This window comes from Pueribacillus theae (assembly GCF_003097615.1).
Classification (GTDB): domain Bacteria; phylum Bacillota; class Bacilli; order Bacillales; family UBA6769; genus Pueribacillus; species Pueribacillus theae.
This window is the reverse complement of the sequence record NZ_QCZG01000003.1, coordinates 64,314-81,888: the sequence shown is the minus strand read 5'-3', so window position 1 is coordinate 81,888 and position 17,575 is coordinate 64,314. Positions and strand designations below refer to the sequence as shown.

General features: G+C 39.1%; 17 protein-coding genes and 1 pseudogene. 17 read left to right on the top strand and 1 reads right to left on the bottom strand.

All coding sequences use genetic code 11. The annotated features are described in order from the left end of the window. Positions 1-505 precede the first annotated feature (505 nt). Positions 506-1,655, bottom strand: a pseudogene (locus DCC39_RS02740) (IS3 family transposase). Between the two features lie 434 nt (positions 1,656-2,089). Here DCC39_RS02740 and DCC39_RS02735 point away from each other — a divergent pair. The 17 genes from DCC39_RS02735 (at position 2,090) to DCC39_RS02655 (ending at position 17,440) form a co-directional block, all read left to right on the top strand. Then, a complete protein-coding gene (locus DCC39_RS02735; RefSeq protein ID WP_116553350.1) occupies positions 2,090-3,514 on the top strand; it encodes a sensor histidine kinase in 1,425 nt (474 codons plus the stop codon). 2 nt (positions 3,515-3,516) lie between these two features. Beyond that, positions 3,517-4,089 (top strand): ANTAR domain-containing response regulator, encoded by a 573-nt coding sequence (locus DCC39_RS02730; protein WP_116553349.1) that lies wholly within the window; start codon positions 3,517-3,519, stop codon positions 4,087-4,089. Positions 4,090-4,137: 48 nt separating this feature from the next. Then, the gene (gene eutS / locus DCC39_RS02725; protein WP_116553348.1) at positions 4,138-4,479 is read left to right on the top strand and encodes an ethanolamine utilization microcompartment protein EutS; all 342 of its coding nucleotides are present in this window, start codon (positions 4,138-4,140) and stop codon (positions 4,477-4,479) included. A 30-nt stretch (positions 4,480-4,509) separates the two neighbouring features. Further along, entirely contained in the window at positions 4,510-5,016 is a 507-nt protein-coding gene (locus DCC39_RS02720) for a EutP/PduV family microcompartment system protein (RefSeq protein ID WP_116553347.1), read from the top strand. A gap of 224 nt (positions 5,017-5,240) precedes the next feature. Beyond that, a complete protein-coding gene (locus DCC39_RS02715) occupies positions 5,241-6,686 on the top strand; it encodes an ethanolamine ammonia-lyase reactivating factor EutA (RefSeq protein WP_205948455.1) in 1,446 nt (481 codons plus the stop codon). 18 nt (positions 6,687-6,704) lie between these two features. After that, a complete protein-coding gene (locus DCC39_RS02710) occupies positions 6,705-8,069 on the top strand; it encodes an ethanolamine ammonia-lyase subunit EutB (RefSeq protein WP_116553346.1) in 1,365 nt (454 codons plus the stop codon). Between the two features lie 12 nt (positions 8,070-8,081). Beyond that, positions 8,082-9,101, top strand: coding sequence for an ethanolamine ammonia-lyase subunit EutC (eutC, locus tag DCC39_RS02705; RefSeq protein WP_116553345.1), 1,020 nt, complete (start codon positions 8,082-8,084; stop codon positions 9,099-9,101). Positions 9,102-9,113: 12 nt separating this feature from the next. After that, positions 9,114-9,767 (top strand): ethanolamine utilization microcompartment protein EutL, encoded by a 654-nt coding sequence (eutL, locus tag DCC39_RS02700; RefSeq protein ID WP_116553344.1) that lies wholly within the window; start codon positions 9,114-9,116, stop codon positions 9,765-9,767. A gap of 266 nt (positions 9,768-10,033) precedes the next feature. Then, positions 10,034-11,566 carry an acetaldehyde dehydrogenase (acetylating) gene (locus DCC39_RS02695; RefSeq protein WP_116553416.1) on the top strand — a complete coding sequence of 511 codons (1,533 nt, stop codon included), beginning with the start codon at positions 10,034-10,036 and terminating at the stop codon, positions 11,564-11,566. Positions 11,567-11,578: 12 nt separating this feature from the next. Next, positions 11,579-11,872, top strand: coding sequence for a BMC domain-containing protein (locus DCC39_RS02690; RefSeq protein WP_116553343.1), 294 nt, complete (start codon positions 11,579-11,581; stop codon positions 11,870-11,872). Positions 11,873-11,902: 30 nt separating this feature from the next. Next, positions 11,903-12,556: a phosphate propanoyltransferase gene (locus tag DCC39_RS02685; RefSeq protein WP_116553342.1), complete on the top strand. Its 654-nt coding sequence runs from the start codon at positions 11,903-11,905 to the stop codon at positions 12,554-12,556. Next, positions 12,553-13,194 (top strand): hypothetical protein, encoded by a 642-nt coding sequence (locus tag DCC39_RS02680; RefSeq protein WP_116553341.1) that lies wholly within the window; start codon positions 12,553-12,555, stop codon positions 13,192-13,194. Before DCC39_RS02685 ends, DCC39_RS02680 begins: the two co-directional genes overlap by 4 nt. A gap of 16 nt (positions 13,195-13,210) precedes the next feature. Beyond that, positions 13,211-13,513 (top strand): EutN/CcmL family microcompartment protein, encoded by a 303-nt coding sequence (locus tag DCC39_RS02675; RefSeq protein WP_116553340.1) that lies wholly within the window; start codon positions 13,211-13,213, stop codon positions 13,511-13,513. After that, positions 13,488-13,877 carry a BMC domain-containing protein gene (locus DCC39_RS02670; protein ID WP_116553339.1) on the top strand — a complete coding sequence of 130 codons (390 nt, stop codon included), beginning with the start codon at positions 13,488-13,490 and terminating at the stop codon, positions 13,875-13,877. The genes DCC39_RS02675 and DCC39_RS02670 overlap by 26 nt, the downstream gene beginning before the upstream one ends. A 38-nt stretch (positions 13,878-13,915) precedes the next feature. Beyond that, complete coding sequence (mdh, locus tag DCC39_RS02665; protein ID WP_116553338.1) at positions 13,916-14,851, top strand: malate dehydrogenase; 936 nt, start codon at positions 13,916-13,918, stop codon at positions 14,849-14,851. 184 nt (positions 14,852-15,035) lie between these two features. Then, positions 15,036-15,560 carry a hypothetical protein gene (locus DCC39_RS02660; RefSeq protein WP_116553337.1) on the top strand — a complete coding sequence of 175 codons (525 nt, stop codon included), beginning with the start codon at positions 15,036-15,038 and terminating at the stop codon, positions 15,558-15,560. A gap of 113 nt (positions 15,561-15,673) precedes the next feature. Beyond that, positions 15,674-17,440 (top strand): ABC1 kinase family protein, encoded by a 1,767-nt coding sequence (locus DCC39_RS02655; RefSeq protein WP_240613504.1) that lies wholly within the window; start codon positions 15,674-15,676, stop codon positions 17,438-17,440. Positions 17,441-17,575: the final 135 nt, after the last annotated feature.

The following is a 17,575-nucleotide window of genomic DNA, read 5'->3' as shown; positions in this document are numbered from 1 at the left end:
TAATTATTCAATATATAAGCTATAATAATTCTCTTTCTCATGAAAGCCAAATATTAGTTCGCAAAATGAATTGTAAGGTTGTTTTTAAATAAAATTATAAATGTAGGTAACTAAGAACATTGAAAAACTTTTTACTTGAATCAATTTCATAAATTAAATCCTTAGAGCTTCAAGGCTTTTGAGACACCAAAAAAGGAGTCTTCCCCAAAATGTAAAATTCGCTGCCGATCGTATCAATGCCATGTTATGTCAACAACAAGCTGCTTAAAACCCAAAATTTAATAAAAAGTAAAACTCTTGGATCTGAGTCAATATTTTGGACACAAAGAAGTTAAGTTTAGTCAGCTTTTTCCAGATTTTGAGGCTGGCCAAGTGGCTTGACATGGAGCCTCTATGAGGGTGGTGATTTGCGAAAGGCGAAAGCTAGGTAAACTCTTTTCGCAAAGCAGAAAGCCTACCACGCTCACCTCTCCATGTAAAGCCGTGCGTCAAAACTTGTATTGCTTTATGCTGCTACCCTAGTAAGTTCTTCAATCTCCTGAGGCGTTTTGTAACCAAGGTAGCTATGGATTCTTTTTCGGTTATACCAGCCTTCGATAAATTGGAATAGCGCCATATTTGCAGATTCATAGTCTAGGTACTTTACATGATTTACTTCTTCTTTCTTTAATATGGCATGAAATGATTCTATACAGGCATTGTCGTACGGGCAGCCTTTGCGGCTAAAGGATTGAATCATGTGAAACGTCTTCGTACGTCCTGCAAATGTGTCACTTGTATATTGAGAGCCTAAATCGGTATGAAGAATCAAACCTTTTTGCGGTTGCTGAGTGTAATATGCATTCTCAAGAGCTCTTTCAACCAAGTCTGTTGTCATGGAACGTGAAAAGGAATAACCAACGATTTTCTTTGAATGAAGATCCATCACAGAAGCTAAATAGCACCAGCCGTCTTTTATTGTGTGGATATACGTAATATCTGCCACCCATTTTTCATTGATGGTCGTTGTGGAGAAGTCTCTTTTTACAATGTTGTCACGTTCAATCACATTTTCTTTGCTTGGTGTTGGTCGAAACTTTTTCTTTGTGATCGAACGAATCCCAGCTTCTCTCATTAACCTTTGAACACGCTTGATACTTACTTTGTAGCCTTCTTCACAAAGAATATGGTGGGTGCGCCATAGCGTTCCTTACTTTCTAGGTGGATTTCTTTCATTCTTTTCGTTAACTCTTGGTTTTTTTGTTCACGGTTTGAAATTGTTTTATTTAGTGACTGGTAGTAAGTGCTTCTCGGCATCTCTAGCACGTGACACATCGTTTTGATAGGGTATTCTTTTTTATGCCCCTTAATAAAATTAGACAGTTCGGTTTCATTTACTTTTTCGCGAATATGGTCATAGCCTTTTTTAATATCTCTAGCTCCTGTTTAAGGCGAAGGTTTTCTTTTTGGATATCTGCAATTTCCTTTTGTGTGACTGGCTTATCGGATTCACTAGTTACAGAAGTATATGCTTTTATCCATTTATAAATGGTTACTTCCGAAACACCATATTCGCTGCTTAATTCTTTAACCGTTGAACTACCAGAATGATAAAGGTTGACAATCATTTTCTTAAAATCATCGTTGAATTTTTTACCTGTATTTTGAGATTTCATCGGACACATCTCCTTTATTACCGATTGTAATGACTTAACTAAGATGTGTCCACGGAACTATACTAACATCATCTGCAGGTCTGTGTTTTTCTTTAAAATATGAAACTATGAAATCGACTCACCTAGATAATCTTTATTATGAGGTTATGAAATCATTCTACCTTATTATAATTACTTTTTCTAGTTATTGACCTCCTTTCAAATAGGAACACTAATACTCGTTATGCTTACGAACAGCAGATTACAATATTAATAGAAATCCTGCCTTAATGCTCCTTCATTATTTCTTTTGCGCTGTTCGTTATGATTCTGTTTAGTAAACAAAAAACAATTCAATAACCAAAATTCAAAGAAAAAAATTACTAGTGAAACGTTCTAAAAACGATATTCATTGTAATTTCTTATCATAAAAGGGCAGAATTAGGAGAATACAGATGATTAAGAGACAGAAAGTTGAATCATTGTGTCATAAACATACTAATTTGACTAAAGAAGACATAGAAAAACTTTATGAAGTGATAAAGAACTTACAAATAATTGCTGATTTATCTAAGGCGAATATTTTTGTTGACTGCCCTACTATAGAAGGAAGGCATGCAATTGTCGTTGCTGAAGCATCTCCAAGTACAGCAAAATCCGTTTATAAAGAGCCGGTTGTTGGAAAGATGGCCTACGAAGCATTTGAACCTGCGGTTTTTTTTACTTTAAGAACAGGAAAACATATGTTTTTAAATCGGGCAATCACACAGGAAGGCAAAGCAGTAGAGCAGAGTGTGGTACCTATCAAAGGATTGAATGATAAAGTCATCGGTGCACTGATTATGGAGAAAGATATAAGTGAAAAACTTCAGTATCAGAATGAATTAAAAGCATTTTCTAAAACAACAGAAACCTTAAGTGAAATCTTAATTGGTTTAACAGAAAATCGTCCAATTATTCCAGAAGTAATGGACGAAGCACTCTTTTTTGTCGAACCGCATAATGGAAACCTTCTTTATTATAATCCAGCTGCAATGAATCTGGTCAGTGAAGTTTGTAATTTAGAATGCAAAGTAGATACTTTAATTAAAGACTATTTTCATTGTGTAGAAGACATTATATTTGCTCCAGAAGAAGTGTTGATGAAGGAAGTCATTATTTCTAAAAAAGTTTTTGAAGTAAAAAAGTTAAACTTAAAAAAAGATGGAGAACTCAATGGTATTTTGCTAATATTTAGAGACTTAACAGAATTAAGAGAAAAAGAACGGGAGCTAATCGTAAAGTCGGTTGCGATTAGAGAAATTCATCATAGAGTAAAAAACAATCTACAGACAGTAGCAAGTTTATTACGCTTGCAAATGAAAAGTGTACCCGTTGAAAGTAAAAGTTACTTTCTAGAAAGTCTTAATCGTATTTTAAGTATTTCATCAGTTTACGAGATTATTTTATCTAGCTCGAATGTGGATGAAGTTGATATTTATAGTTTAATAAAAAAAATTGGAGATATGCTTGTATATAGTGAAGTCAATGAGGATAAAAGTATCGGAATCACTTATAAGGGAACGAAGTTGTTAATACATTCCCAAGCAGCTGTTACTGTGGCCTTAGTTATAAATGAATTAATTCAAAACTGTATTAAACATGCTTTTAAAGGATTGCAAGGTGGAGAAATTGAAGTAATTTTTGAGCATAGAAATAATATTGTTCAATTTCAAGTCAACGATAATGGAATAGGATATTTACCATCGTCGGAACCTTCAATAGGATTAAACATTGTAAAGATGTTGATTGAACATGATTTATCTGGTCAATTTGAAATCGAGCGAACAGATAAAGGTACTTCGGTTCATGTTAAATTTCTGTTGGATAAGGAGGACTAGAAATGGCTAAAAAAATTTTGATTGTTGAAGATGAGTCGATCGTTCGATTGGATGTCTCGCTTATGTTAAAAGAGGCTGGATACGAAGTGATTGGCGAAGCAAATAATGGTGAAAAAGCGATTGAAATGTTACACTCCTTAAAACCAGATCTTATTATCATGGATATTAAGATGCCTAAATTAAATGGATTGAAAGCTAGTGAAATTATTTCTTCTAAATATAATATACCTATCGTTCTCTTGACAGCATACAGCCAGCGTGAGTTTGTAGATAAAGCAAAGAACGCAAATATATTTGGTTACTTAGTAAAGCCCATTAATGAATCGAATCTAATACCTGCTGTAGAAATAGCGTTGAAACAAGCAGAAAATGCAAACACGTATAAAGAAAAACTGGTTGAACTAGATAGTAAGTTAAAAAGTAGAAAGGTTGTTGAAAAAGCAAAAGGGATTTTAATGGACCGATTTCAGTTAACCGAAGAAGATGCACATAGAAAAATGAGAAAAATAAGCATGGATAAACAAGTGCCATTAGATAAAATAGCAAAATCTATTTTAACAAAATACAGCTCTTAAAATTTAGTTGTTTGTAAAGGTGTTTGGATGACGTAGGAGGATTTCATAATGAATGAAGAAAAAAAGCGGTTCATTCAAGAGTTTGTCCCGGGGAAGCAAGTGACATTAAGTCATTTAATTGCCAATCCTGACGCAGATATGTTTGAAAAGTTAGGAATTCAACAATCGGGAGCCCTCGGTATTTTAACATTAACACCTAGTGAAACAGTGATCATAGCAGGAGATTTAGCTACAAAAGCAGCAAACGTATCAATCGGTTTTCTTGATCGCTTCACAGGAAGTTTAGTAATCGTTGGAAGTGTATCTGAAGTGGAAATGGCGATGAAGGAAATCAATCGCTTTCTTTCAGAAACGCTCGGATATACCCCATCCTCTATTACGAAATCTTAAGACAAACTAAATGAAGAAAGGTAGGCTCTTATGAATCGCGCAATGCTAATCGGTTCAATTGGTGCCGGGAAATCGACGCTAACACATGCCTTACTGGAAAACAAGATCGAGGCGAGGAAGACACAATCTTTAACTTATTATGATTGGATTGTTGATACACCCGGGGAGTATACTGAAAACCCGTTATTTTATAAAAATATTATGGCAACTTCCCTTGAAGTCACCCATATTTTATATTTGCAGGATGCAACGAATAAAAAATCGATTTTTCCTCCAGGGTTTAGCGGCGGTTTTACAAAGCTGCCAATAGGCGTCGTAACAAAAGCGGATTCAGAGGCTGCAAATGTCGATTTGGCCATTGAACAATTAAAACGGGCTATAACAAGAGGCCCGATTATTGTATCTTCCTCTTTAGAAAAAAAAGGATTAAAAGAGATTCGAGATCTAGTAAAATGCAATACGATGCAGGAAATGAAAGACTATGTTTTAACCAATCAATCTAACGATATTTTTTTCCATGAAACCCTTTACAAGTAGGGAACCATCACTTATAATAACGTTAAACTTAAAATGTAAATAAGAAACGGAATGACTTAGGCAAAGGCGCCTTATACAACTATCCAGAGCGATAGTTCGTATAAGGCGCCTTTTCTTGTATTGTAGGAAAAAGTATAAATTGGCAGTTTATCAATTTAATTACGTCTAACCTCTCACCTCTAAGAAAGATGTGTCAGTGTTTTTCTTTAAAGGAGTTGTAAACTTTGAAACATTACAATCCGCAAAAAGAAGAAATGATCAGCGCCGGTATCGATATTGGAACAAGTACCACAAAGGTGATCATTAGCAAATTTTCGTTAATGAATACGGCAGGCGGGGCACATATGCCAAGAATAGAGATTATCGATAAGGAAATTATTTATCGAAGTCCGATTCATCGTACACCACTCTTATCTCCTACAACAATTGATATGGATAAAGTGGAAGAAATTGTAAAAAATGAGTACGAAAAGGCAGGGGTAAGTTCTCGCGATATAAAAACTGGAGCGGTCATTATTACAGGTGAGACAGCGACGAAAACAAACGCCGAAGAAATGATTCACCACTTATCGAACCATGCGGGAGAATTTCTCGTTGCAACTGCAGGTCCTGATTTAGAAAGTATGATTGCTGCGAAAGGTTCGGGTGCCTATGACTATTCAAAAAAAACGGAAAAAACGATTGCCAATATCGATATCGGCGGTGGAACAACGAATGTAGCAGTCTATCGTTTCGGAAAATTGTGCGGTACGTGTACATTGCATATTGGTGGTAGGTTGGTTGAATTTGAAGAGCATCAGATCCAAAATGTCTCTTTGCCTGTAAAAAAATTACTCCAAACAATAGGCATTGACTTACAAAAAGGCCAACAGTATGAAGAAAGTAATTTGAAAAAATTAACAGATTTTATGGCGTCTGTTATTGCGAGAATGTTACAAAAAAGATTAACTGAAACTGACAAAATCCTTCTTTTAGGTCATGAACCGAATTGGACTGAGAGTGTGGAGGCAATTATGTTTTCTGGTGGGGTTGGAGATTGTATTTATCAACTAGATAATCAACAACTTCTTCATAATCAATATCACGACATAGGGGTTCTACTTGCGACATCCTTAAAAGAAAATTCGGATTTGATGAACTGGGATTGGATAGTCCCCACGGAGACAGTAAGAGCGACGGTACTTGGAGCAGGAACGCAAACAACTGAAATTAGCGGAGCAACGATTCAGGTCGAAACTGAAAACTTACCGATAAAAAATCTGCCAGTTTATCAAATTTGTTTGGAGCATGATTTTGAAAAAGGCTTGCAAAAAATAGCAAGGGCGATGGAAGAAGCGATTGAAATCTTTGACCCTCAGCGGGAAGGCCAAAATTTCGCACTCTGTTTAACTGATGTTCCTTATTTACGTTTTTGCGAAGTTCAACAATTAGCCTCTGTTTTATTAGATGCAATAAAAATAAAACCACATCAAAACCAACCTTTAGTCATCGTGCTGGAAAGTGATCATGCGAAAGCACTGGGTCAAACGTTGAATGTTCAATCGAAAGAGCAAAGTGTTATCTGTATTGATCAAATTCAAGTAGAACACGGGGATTACCTTGATATTGGCCAAGAGTTACAAACAGGAGTTGTCCCAGTCGTTATTAAAACACTCACTTTCCATGGGTAAGAAAGGAGCTTCAAAGATTTGAATTTAAAGACAACGCTATTTGGAAATGTCTATCAATTTTCTTCTTTAAAAGATTTGTTTGCCAAAGCAAATGAGGAAAAATCTGGTGATCGATTGGCCGGTATTGCGGCGGAAACTGTACAAGAAAGAATTGCTGCGAAAGAAGTACTAAGTGATTTAACATTAGCTGATATTCGAAACCATCCGTTGCTCCCGCCAGAAGAAGATGAAGTATCAAAAATAATTGAGAGCCAAATCAATGAACCGATCTATCAATCAATTAAAAATTGGTCGGTTGCTGAATTAAGAGAATATATTTTAAATGATGCTACAACAGGCGAAGATTTAAAACGTCTCAGTCGAGGGTTAAACAGTGAAATGATTGCTGCTGCGGCAAAGCTGATGTCTAACTTGGATCTTGTACATGCCGCTGACAAACTAGAAGTTTTATCAAAATGTAATATTACAATTGGTCAAAAAGGAGTGCTTGCTTCAAGGCTTCAACCAAACCATCCAACCGATAATGTGGAAGGGATGATCGCTTCTTTAAAGGAAGGACTTTCATACGGAATCGGAGATGCGGTTATCGGCATTAATCCAGTCGATGATTCCGTCGAAAGCGTAAAGCGGCTTTTGCATGCAACACATGATTTTATTCAAGAGTGGTCTGTCCCAAGTCAAAATTGTGTATTGGCACATGTCACTGCTCAAATGAAAGCGATTGAACAAGGTGCTCCAGCGGACATGATTTTCCAAAGTATCGCGGGGACGGAAGCGGCTAACCGTTCATTTGGCATAAGCGCATCCCTCCTGGAAGAAGCAAATGACATGGCATTAACACTCGGGACAGGAACTGGCCCGCAACGTTTGTACTTTGAAACAGGGCAAGGTTCGGAATTGTCGGCAGAAGCGCATTTTGGGATTGACCAAATGACGCTAGAATCTAGAAACTATGGATTTGCCCGCTACTATGATCCTTACATCGTAAATACAGTTGTTGGATTTATAGGGCCGGAATATTTATATGATAACAAACAAGTGATAAGAGCTGGGCTAGAAGATCATTTTATGGGCAAAATGCATTGCATTCCAATGGGAGTTGACATTTGTTATACGAATCACATTAAAGCGGATCAAAATGATATTGAAAATTTGGGCGTACTGCTTACAGCCGCTGGTGTAAATTTCATTATCGCGACACCTATGGGGGATGATTGTATGCTTAATTATCAATCGATGAGTTATCACGATGTTGCTGCGTTGAGGCAAACGATGAAAAAGCGACCGGCGCCGCTGTTTGAACAATGGCTTGAAAAGATGGGGATCTTTGAAAATGGAAAACTAAGCAAGCTGGCTGGGGATCCAACCATTTTTACACGATAGGAGTTGGTTAGAGTGGATCGTGAGTTGGTGGAAAAGGTTACGAAAATGATATTAAGTAAAATGAGCGAAAGTGGGATAAGGAGAGATGAAACAAGAGATGTGACTGTTAAGTTTTGGAACCACGGTACACCTAAACCAGAAGTAACAAATTTAACTACGCCTCCTTTTCAACCATTTCAAGATGAATCGAATGATAAACCAACCGTAAAGCTTTATAACAATAAAACGGTGGAAGCGGAAAAGGAAAAGTCTAGTTCGGACAAACGTAAAGAAAACACAACAGACGACATGATTGAAAATACAATCGGAATTGAAAATCCAATCCATCCGGATGAACTTATGAATCTAGTAAATAAAACACCTGCAAGGATTGGGATCGGAAGAGCGGGCTTACGGCCAAAGACGAAAACATGGTTAAAATTCCGTTTCGACCATGCTGCGGCTGTCGATGCTGTGTACGGTCATGTGGATGAAGAAATTTTGAAAAAGTTAAACCTGTTCTCAGTAAATACGAAAGTGGACGATAAGGAGGTGTACATTCGCCGTCCTGATTTTGGCCGAAAACTGTCAGACGAAGCAAAGCAGTTGCTTGAACAAAAGTGTATCAAGTCTCCTACTGTCCAAATTATCGTTTCAGATGGCCTTAGTTCTAAAGCGATCGATAAAAATATCGAAGATGTGTATCTGTCATTAGGGCAATCATTAAAGAGTCAAGGAATAGATGTTGGGACTCCTTTCTTTATTAATAAAGGAAGGGTCGCTGTAATGGATGAAGTTGGGGAATTGCTAAAACCGAAAGTTGTCGTTTTATTAATTGGTGAACGCCCAGGATTGGTAAGTGCTGAATCATTAAGTGCTTATTTATGCTATGAGCCGAGAATAGGAACGATTGAAGCGGATCGGATGGTCATTTCGAATATTCATAGGGGAGGGATTCCTCCAGTAGAAGCTGGTGCATATTTAGGAACAGTCGTTCAAAAGATTTTAAAATATGAAGCTAGTGGAGTAGGACTCGTACAAAGAGAGGGGTAGGAGGTGAAGTGTATGAACTTGGAGAGGGTTCATGCTGAGATTCTTGCAGTTCGGCTCATACCAAATGTCGATCATGGATTAGCTAGACAATTGCAATTAAATCAATACCATCGCAGTCTTGCGATTTTTACGACGACAATCGATGATATTGGCTACACGGCATTGGATGAAGCAACGAAAAGGGCAGATGTAGAAGCGGTTTACGCACGCTCTTTTTATGCCGGGGCCGATCATGCTTCAGGCCCACTGTCTGGTGAGTTTATTGGCATACTTGCAGCTCCTAATCCCGATGAAGTGAAGAGCGGAATGGAAGCTGTAAAACAAACTGTTGAAAATGATGCTTTCTTTGAAGCAGTAAATCAAGATAAAACGCATGTACTTTATGCGCATGTTGTTTCAAGTACGGGCAGTTACTTATCCAAGGAAGCAGGCATCAAGATGGGAGAACCACTCGCTTATCTTATTGCCCCGCCGCTTGAAGCCATGTATGGACTCGATGCGGCTTTGAAGGCATCGGATGTTGAATTAAAAAAGTTTTTTGGGCCTCCTTCTGAAACAAACTTTGGCGGAGGATTGCTAACCGGCTCCCAATCCGCATGCCAAGCCGCTGCAGACGCGTTTCGCGATTGCATTATTGAAATAGCAAAACAGCCAATTCACTACTAGTGTGTGTTCAACAAGGAGGACAACGAGAGGCAAGAAGGTCGAGGAAGCGCAGCTTTGAGCACCGTAGCGACGAGCGATACTACTATGATTTTGCTGCGAGTTGCACCGAGAAAACAAGCTTCGAAGCAATGCTTGTAGACGCAGGTGCATATAGTATCTTCAATTCGTGAGGACGGAATAGCAAGCTGACGAAGAGATTCGCAGCCTATCGTTCCCGGACTTTTTGAACATCCTCTACTAATGAAGAAAGGAGAGATGTAACTTTGATGCCATTGGATCATGATTTACAGTCTGTGCATGAAATGAGAGAAGCGGTGAAAAAAGCGAAAGAAGCTCAATTAACATATTTGCGTTTCTCTCAACAAGAAGTAGACGAAATCGTCAAAAAGGTTTCCGATGCTGCTTTTAATCAATCATTACGATTGGCACAGATGGCGGTTGAAGAAACAGGAATGGGGGTCGTAGAACATAAAAAAATAAAAAATGAAGTTGGCTCCAAAAGTGTGTATGAATCCATTCGCCATGAAAAAACAGTGGGAATCATTAACGAAGATTCGGTGAACAAAGTTGTGGAAATTGCTGAACCATATGGCCTTATCGCTGGTATTATCCCGACTACAAATCCAACATCAACAGCTATTTTCAAAACGTTAATTTCTTTAAAAACGAGAAATGCCATTGTAGTCAGTCCCCATCCCAGTGCAGTGAATTGTACAATCGAAGCATTAAAAATCTGCCTTCAAGCAGCTGTTGAAGCCGGTGCTCCAGAGGGTATTATTGGTTGGATATCTAAGCCAACGATGATGGCAACAACTGAATTAATGCAGCATAAAGATATTAGTTTGGTTCTAGCTACTGGTGGTGGAGGATTAGTACGTGCCGCGTATAGTTCGGGTAAACCGGCATATGGTGTTGGGCCTGGTAATGTACCAGCCTACATTGAGAAAACAGCGAAAATTGATCGCGCCGTGAAAATGATCGTTGATAGTAAAACATTCGATAATGGCACAATTTGTGCAACAGAACAAAGTTTAATTATCGATCGCAACGTGAAGCAAATGGCCGTTAGAGAGCTAAGAAATAACGGAGCATACTTTTTAAGTGAAAAAGAAAAGGAATTAATGGAAAAAATCATTTCCCCTACACCTGGCAAATTAAACTCTAAAATCGTAGGGAAAGATGCTGTAACAATTGCTGACATGGCTGGAATCTCTGTTCCGTCCCAAACAAGATTACTTATTGCAGAAGAAACGAAAGTGGGAAAGGATGTTCCTTTTTCTATTGAAAAATTATCTCCGATTTTTCCTTTATACACGGTGAATGATTATCAAGAAGCAAAAGAACTTTGTCTGAAGTTATTAAATTTGGGAGGGAGGGGACATACGTTATCGATTCATACGAATAATGAACAAGTGGCAAAAGAATTTGGTCTTGAGATGCCAGTTTCAAGGATTCTTATTAATACTCTTTCCTCGATCGGAGCCGTTGGCGCAACGACAAATTTGATGCCATCCATGACGCTCGGTTGTGGTTCATTTGGAGGAAACATCACATCAGACAACATTACTGCTCGCCATTTAATTAATATTAAACGAATGGCCTATGGGGTTAAGGATGTTGACATACCTGTTTCTTCCCAAAATTCAAATGCAAGTAAAAATTTGAAGCAGTCAGAAGATGTTGAACGAATTGTTGAACAAGTGTTACACAAAATCAATCCTGAAAACCCAGTTGATACAGATGTGATTTCTGAAATGGTAAACGAAGTAATTAAAAAATATCAAATGAATGAAATATAGGAGGAATTATAAATGGCTAGAGAACTTACCGCATTAGGCATGATTGAAACGAAAGGACTCGTTGCTTCCATTGAAGCGGCTGACGCAATGGTAAAAGCGGCAAATGTACACTTAGTTGGAAAGGTACACGTCGGTGGAGGAATTGTAACCGTTCTTGTGCGAGGAGATGTTGGCGCGGTCAAAGCGGCGACAGAATCTGGATCCGCTGCTGCTCAACGTGTCGGCGAACTCATTTCTGTACATGTCATTCCACGCCCGCACAACGAGTTGGAAAGCATCCTGCCAAAAATTGACCTAGAACTTTGATGGAAATTCGACAAGTGAGGAGTTGGAAACATGAACCAACAAGTCATTCAAACCATCGTAGAAGAGGTAGTTCAACAACTTTCGAATAAGCCCTCCTCCCCGAAAATTATTCCTATTGCCGTTTCGGCACGGCATTGTCATTTAAGTAAAAATGACTTGAAAACATTGTTCGGAGAGGGGTATGAATTGACAAAAAAAGCAGATTTATCCCAACCAGGGCAATTCGCCGCAAATGAAACGGTGTCAATCATCGGGCCAAAGGGAAGCATTCAAAATGTACGCATTCTTGGCCCCACAAGAAACCTTACGCAAGTTGAGGTTAGTAAGACTGACGCGATCATGCTTGGCTTAAATCCTCCTCTGAGGGAATCAGGCGATATTAAAGGCTCATCACCGATTACGATTTTAGGCCCCGAAGGAAGTATTTACTTAAAAGAAGGTTTAATTATCGCGAAGGCGCATATCCATATGCACCCGGAAGATGCAGAAGCCTTTCAAGTAAAAAATGGCGACTATGTCCGAATTACGACAGAGGACATACGCCCAGTGTCCTTTGAACAAGTGCTAATTCGCGTTTCACCAAACTATAAACTTGAAATGCATATTGACACCGATGAAGCAAATGCCGGTTTCATTACAACAGGTAAAAAAGGAAAATTAATCAAGTATGCAGGTTTATCATGATCGAGCGAACAGTTATAGAAGAAATCGTTTTAGAAGTCCTAAAAAATCTAGATCGTGATGTTTTTAGGAAACCGGATCTTTTTGTGATCAACGCTTCTGCTGAAGAAAAAAAGCAATTAGAAAAACATTGGAATGTACACAGCATATCATCCACATGTCATGACGTTCCAAACGATGTACAAGAGGTTGCCTTTTTCAATGTCACACAAGATTTAATCGTGAAAGGAGCACTAGGAATAACAGATACTCCGGAAAGTAAGATGCTTTCTCATCTTATGATGAAAGGCTTGCGCATCAGCTTGATTCCTTCAATTGAATTAGAGTGGATCTTGAAAAGTAATGAAAAAAAAGCGACAAACCCAAACTATGTGAATCATCTATTAAACTATAAGAACATGCTGAAAAGCTTTGGTGTTTACCTCCAATCTTTAGAGGAGCTGGTTCCTAGGAAGGCTCATTCTAAAGAATCAACAAATTTAATAAAAGACCAAATTACCTTCCATGAAAAGCTTTTAACACAAAGGCATGTGGAAAATAGCGAAGAGACGAAAATTATGATTCACAAATCTACCATTGTCACCCCATTAGCTCGTGATACAGCGAGGAAATTAGGAAAAAGCATCTATGTAATCGAATGAAAGGGACTGAAGGCAAATGCAAATCGGTACAGTGATTGGAAATGTTTGGGCGACAAGAAAAGAAGATCATTTAAAAGGGCTAAAATTTTTAATCGTCCAACCAGAGTCTCCTCAAGGATCGGCGATTGACTTTGCATACATTGCCGTTGACCGTATTGGCGCAGGTGTTGGGGACAAAGTGATGGTGACAAGAGGAAGCGCGGCTGCCAATATGACATCAGACCTTCGGTTACCAATTGATGCCCTAATTATCGGAATTGTTGATTCCATTGATGTAGAAAGAGGTGATGACTTTGCCAAAGGCACTAGGGATGATTGAAACAAGGGGACTTATCGGTTCAATCGAAGCTGCCGACGCGATGGTGAAAGCCGCCGATGTCCGTTTAGTTACGCAAGAGAAAATTGATGCCGCATTAGTATCCGTCTTAGTCGAAGGTGATGTTGGCGCCGTTCAAGCAGCAGTAGAAGCCGGAAAAGAAGCCGCTGACCGAGTCGGAGAACTCATCGCATCCCACGTCATTCCACACCCTGACGAAGGGATCGGAGAACTTCTTAAAAAAGAAGAACCTAAGGAAAAACCAAAGCCAAAAGAAAAAATGAAAAAAGAAGAAACGAAAGCAAAACCACCCCAGAAAAATAAAGGGGCAAAGAGTAAGGATGGATCATCGGACATGGATAAATAACTACAAAGAAGCAAGAATGTTAGGAAGGAGGGAAATCGATGGCGTTTAAACGGAGAAAAATTGCGGTCATCGGTGCTGGAAATACCGGCGCGACAGCCGCTTTCATGTTAGCCCAAAAGGAACTTGGTGACATTATCATCGTTGATATCCCATCGATGTCGAACCCGACAAAAGGGAAAGCGCTCGATATGCTGCAAGTGGGCCCGGTGCAGGGATTTAATGTAACGATCAGCGGCACATCCCATTACGAAGACATACAGGACGCTGATTTAGTCATCATTACGGCGGGCCTTCCCAGGAAACCGGGAATGAGTCGAGATGATCTCGTGACGACAAATGCAAACATCATAAAAGACGTTTCTGAACAAATCGCTCGCCACGCACCAAATAGCTATATTATTGTCTTAAGCAATCCCGTTGATGCGATGACATATGTTTGTTATAAAACGACAGGTTTTGCTAAAAATCGCGTCATTGGTCAATCAGGGGTTCTGGATACAGCAAGGTTCAATACATTTGTCGCCGAAGAATTAAATGTCTCTGTGGAAGACATTTCAGGATTTGTACTCGGGGGCCACGGCGATGATATGGTTCCATTAGTTCGCTACTCTTATGCAGGTGGAATTCCACTAGAAAAAATTCTTCCCGCAGAGCGTTTGGAAGCGATCGTTGAACGGACGCGCAAAGGAGGCGGTGAAATTGTCAATTTACTCGGCAATGGAAGTGCCTACTACGCTCCCGCTGCCTCGGTTGTTGAAATGGCAGAAGCCATCTTAAAAGATAAAAAACGAATTTTGCCATCCATTGCTTATCTAGAGGGAGAATATGGCTACCAAGATATCTACCTAGGTGTTCCGACAGTCCTTGGTGGAGACGGCATTGAAAGCATTATCGAACTGCCGCTCACAACTGAAGAAAAAGAAGCCCTTAACAAATCTGCTCAGTCCGTACAAAATGTCATGTCGATTTTATGAATATCAGATACATTGAGGTTGTCGTAAATCAATTACTAGTTGATTTTACGACAGCCTTTTATTTTTTTGCCTTTTATCCCGCATTAACTGGATCTAAATTGGCAAACGTACCCCTTCAATTCTCGGGGTTGCGGAGGTGAATGCTTTGAAATAGTTTAATGGAAATGAGAGGAGATGAGCAAACATGCAATTGTTTAAGGATAGTGAACATTTTTATAAAGTGATCGGTGAGTTTGCGAAGATACCAACACGACCAAGGACGATAGAGGAATTTAGACAATGGTGGAGCGATAGCCCAGCTTATTATGAAAATGGAGATGAGGTTGATCAAATTAATCAAATTGGTAAAAAAATCGGGAATTCTAAAATGATCGTTGAATTTGAGATCGTGGAGCCGGATGCAGTGATTTGTATTGATGCGAGGAACCCCACTAAAGGAGAAAATTACACGGTATATCTTGGTCAATCTAATGTGGTGCCTGATGTGTCTGTCATCGCAACAGGGAATACTGCCCACCAATTTTGGGGCGGTCTAGTAAGTGTCCCGGTCGCTTTATTGACAGGGAAAATTAAGACGAAAGGTTCCAAAAAGAAAGCTTTGCAGCTATTGCCTCGAATTACTCCCGCCTTTTCATTATATCCGCGTTATCTTGAGCTAATTGGGGAAAAGCAGCTTTTGGAAGCATTATTTTCACCGCAAAGAAGATGATCATACACGACATTTTACGGTAGATGTTGAAAAATTACGAAATTTTAAGGAATAGCCCCTTCTTTCCTTATTCCCTACGATAAAGAAAAGTGAAACAAATGAGGGGTGTTCCATTGAGTATTTCAAAAGAAGCCTCATCTGGACAGGAGAACGATGAGTTCAAGGTGGCTCTGCACGCTGTCGGAAAGGAAATAAAAAAGGAACGTGAAGCAATTACTAGATGGCAAAGACGAAGAAAAATCGTGTCCGTTTTTGCAAAACATGGGTTGCTGTTTTTATTGAAGGATACTGAAATATGGAAATTGTTTGGAAAGAAACAAAGGAACAAAACAGAAAATGATCAGCTTCACAAAATCGGTGAGCGGATTCGCATCGCTTTTGAAGAACTTGGGTCAACATTTATTAAGCTGGGCCAAGTGCTTGTAACGCGCCAAGATCTGTTGCCTGAACCAATCACGTTAGAGTTGGAAAAATTGCTAGATGAAGTGCCAGCCATCGATTTCCGCCATATTCAGTACGTTTTGGAAGCTGAATTGGAAGATGGATTAGATACTTTTGAATGGATTCACCCCATTCCGCTTGGTTCAGGGTCACTTGCACAAGTGTATAAAGCTGGCTTAAAGGACAGAAGTATAGTAGCTGTCAAGGTTATTCGCCCAACGGTGGAAAAATTGTTCCAAACAGACATTGCCGTAATTAAACAAATGGCAAAAATGCTGCAAAAAAGGCTGCCTGTACAATTATCAGCTTCTCTCAATTTAATGGGATTAGTTGAAGATTATTACAGTGGTTCAATGGAAGAATTGGATATGCAGATTGAAGCATTCAAAATGAATGAATATCGGAGGGAGGTTGTCCGTTTTGAACATATTCATGTTCCCGAAGTGGTTGATGCAACGAAAAACGTATTGTTGATGGAATATATTAACGGTTGGATGCTAAAGGAATTCCCTGTCGATTACCTTAGTTTTGAGGAAAGGGTACTGATAATGACCGATTTGGCGCATGGCTATATTGAAAGCATGCTTGTCGGCATCTATCATGCTGATGCCCATGGCTCGAATATTATGATTGATAAAAATGAGAAACGCGCCGTCGTCATCGACTGGGGAATGACCGGAAAGATTGACAGTAATATGGCACATATATTAATGCGGACCATTATGCACATCCAGCTGAACCAGGCTGATGATGCCGCAGAAGTCGTTATCGAGTTATTTCCACCGACGGTTTACACAGATATTGTAAAACTTCGAGATGAACTGAGTCGTTTAGCCCTTCATTATGTTAATACGAATCAAGGCAATGAACGATACAATTATGGCCGCCTCGTTCTTGATGCAATGACGATAGCAATGAAAAATTATTGTAAAATTCCGAGCAGCCTTGCATTATGGGCAAAAGGTTTTTCTGCAACAGAAGGTGTCGCTCGCTGGCTATGCCCCGAAATTTCGTATGGAAAAATGATTGAGACATACGAAATGGGCGTGTTAAAAAATATGCTTGGCAAACGGTTTAATTATAGAGCCAATGCCAGTTTGCTGGGAGAGTCAGGAAAGCTTTTAGCGACTTTTCCTAGACGAATCAATAAAGTGATGGAACATACAGCCGGTAATAACATGAAAATGAACCTCCAGGTTCAGACAGACCCGATTTCAAGCAATTTGGCAAACCAAGTGATAAATCGCATCGGGATTACATTAATTTTCGCATCGATTTTAATCGTCACCAGCATGATGATCGCGAATGCTTCCAGTGCTAGGTTTCTAGGGATTGAGGCAAAAACGTATGCAGGCTTCGGAATAATTGCATCAACTCTCTTCACAATTTTTGTACTTTGGAGATTGTTACGCTCAGGAAAGCACCGCTCTATCAATTAAAAGATTTGTGATTAGGGCGATTTTCTTGAGAAGAGCTTGCTATTTTGTATAAAAACATGGCTTAAGGCTCTATACCGAAGCGCCTTCATACAAAGATAGGGTTTTAAATACAAACATCGCGAAGAAGTTACGACT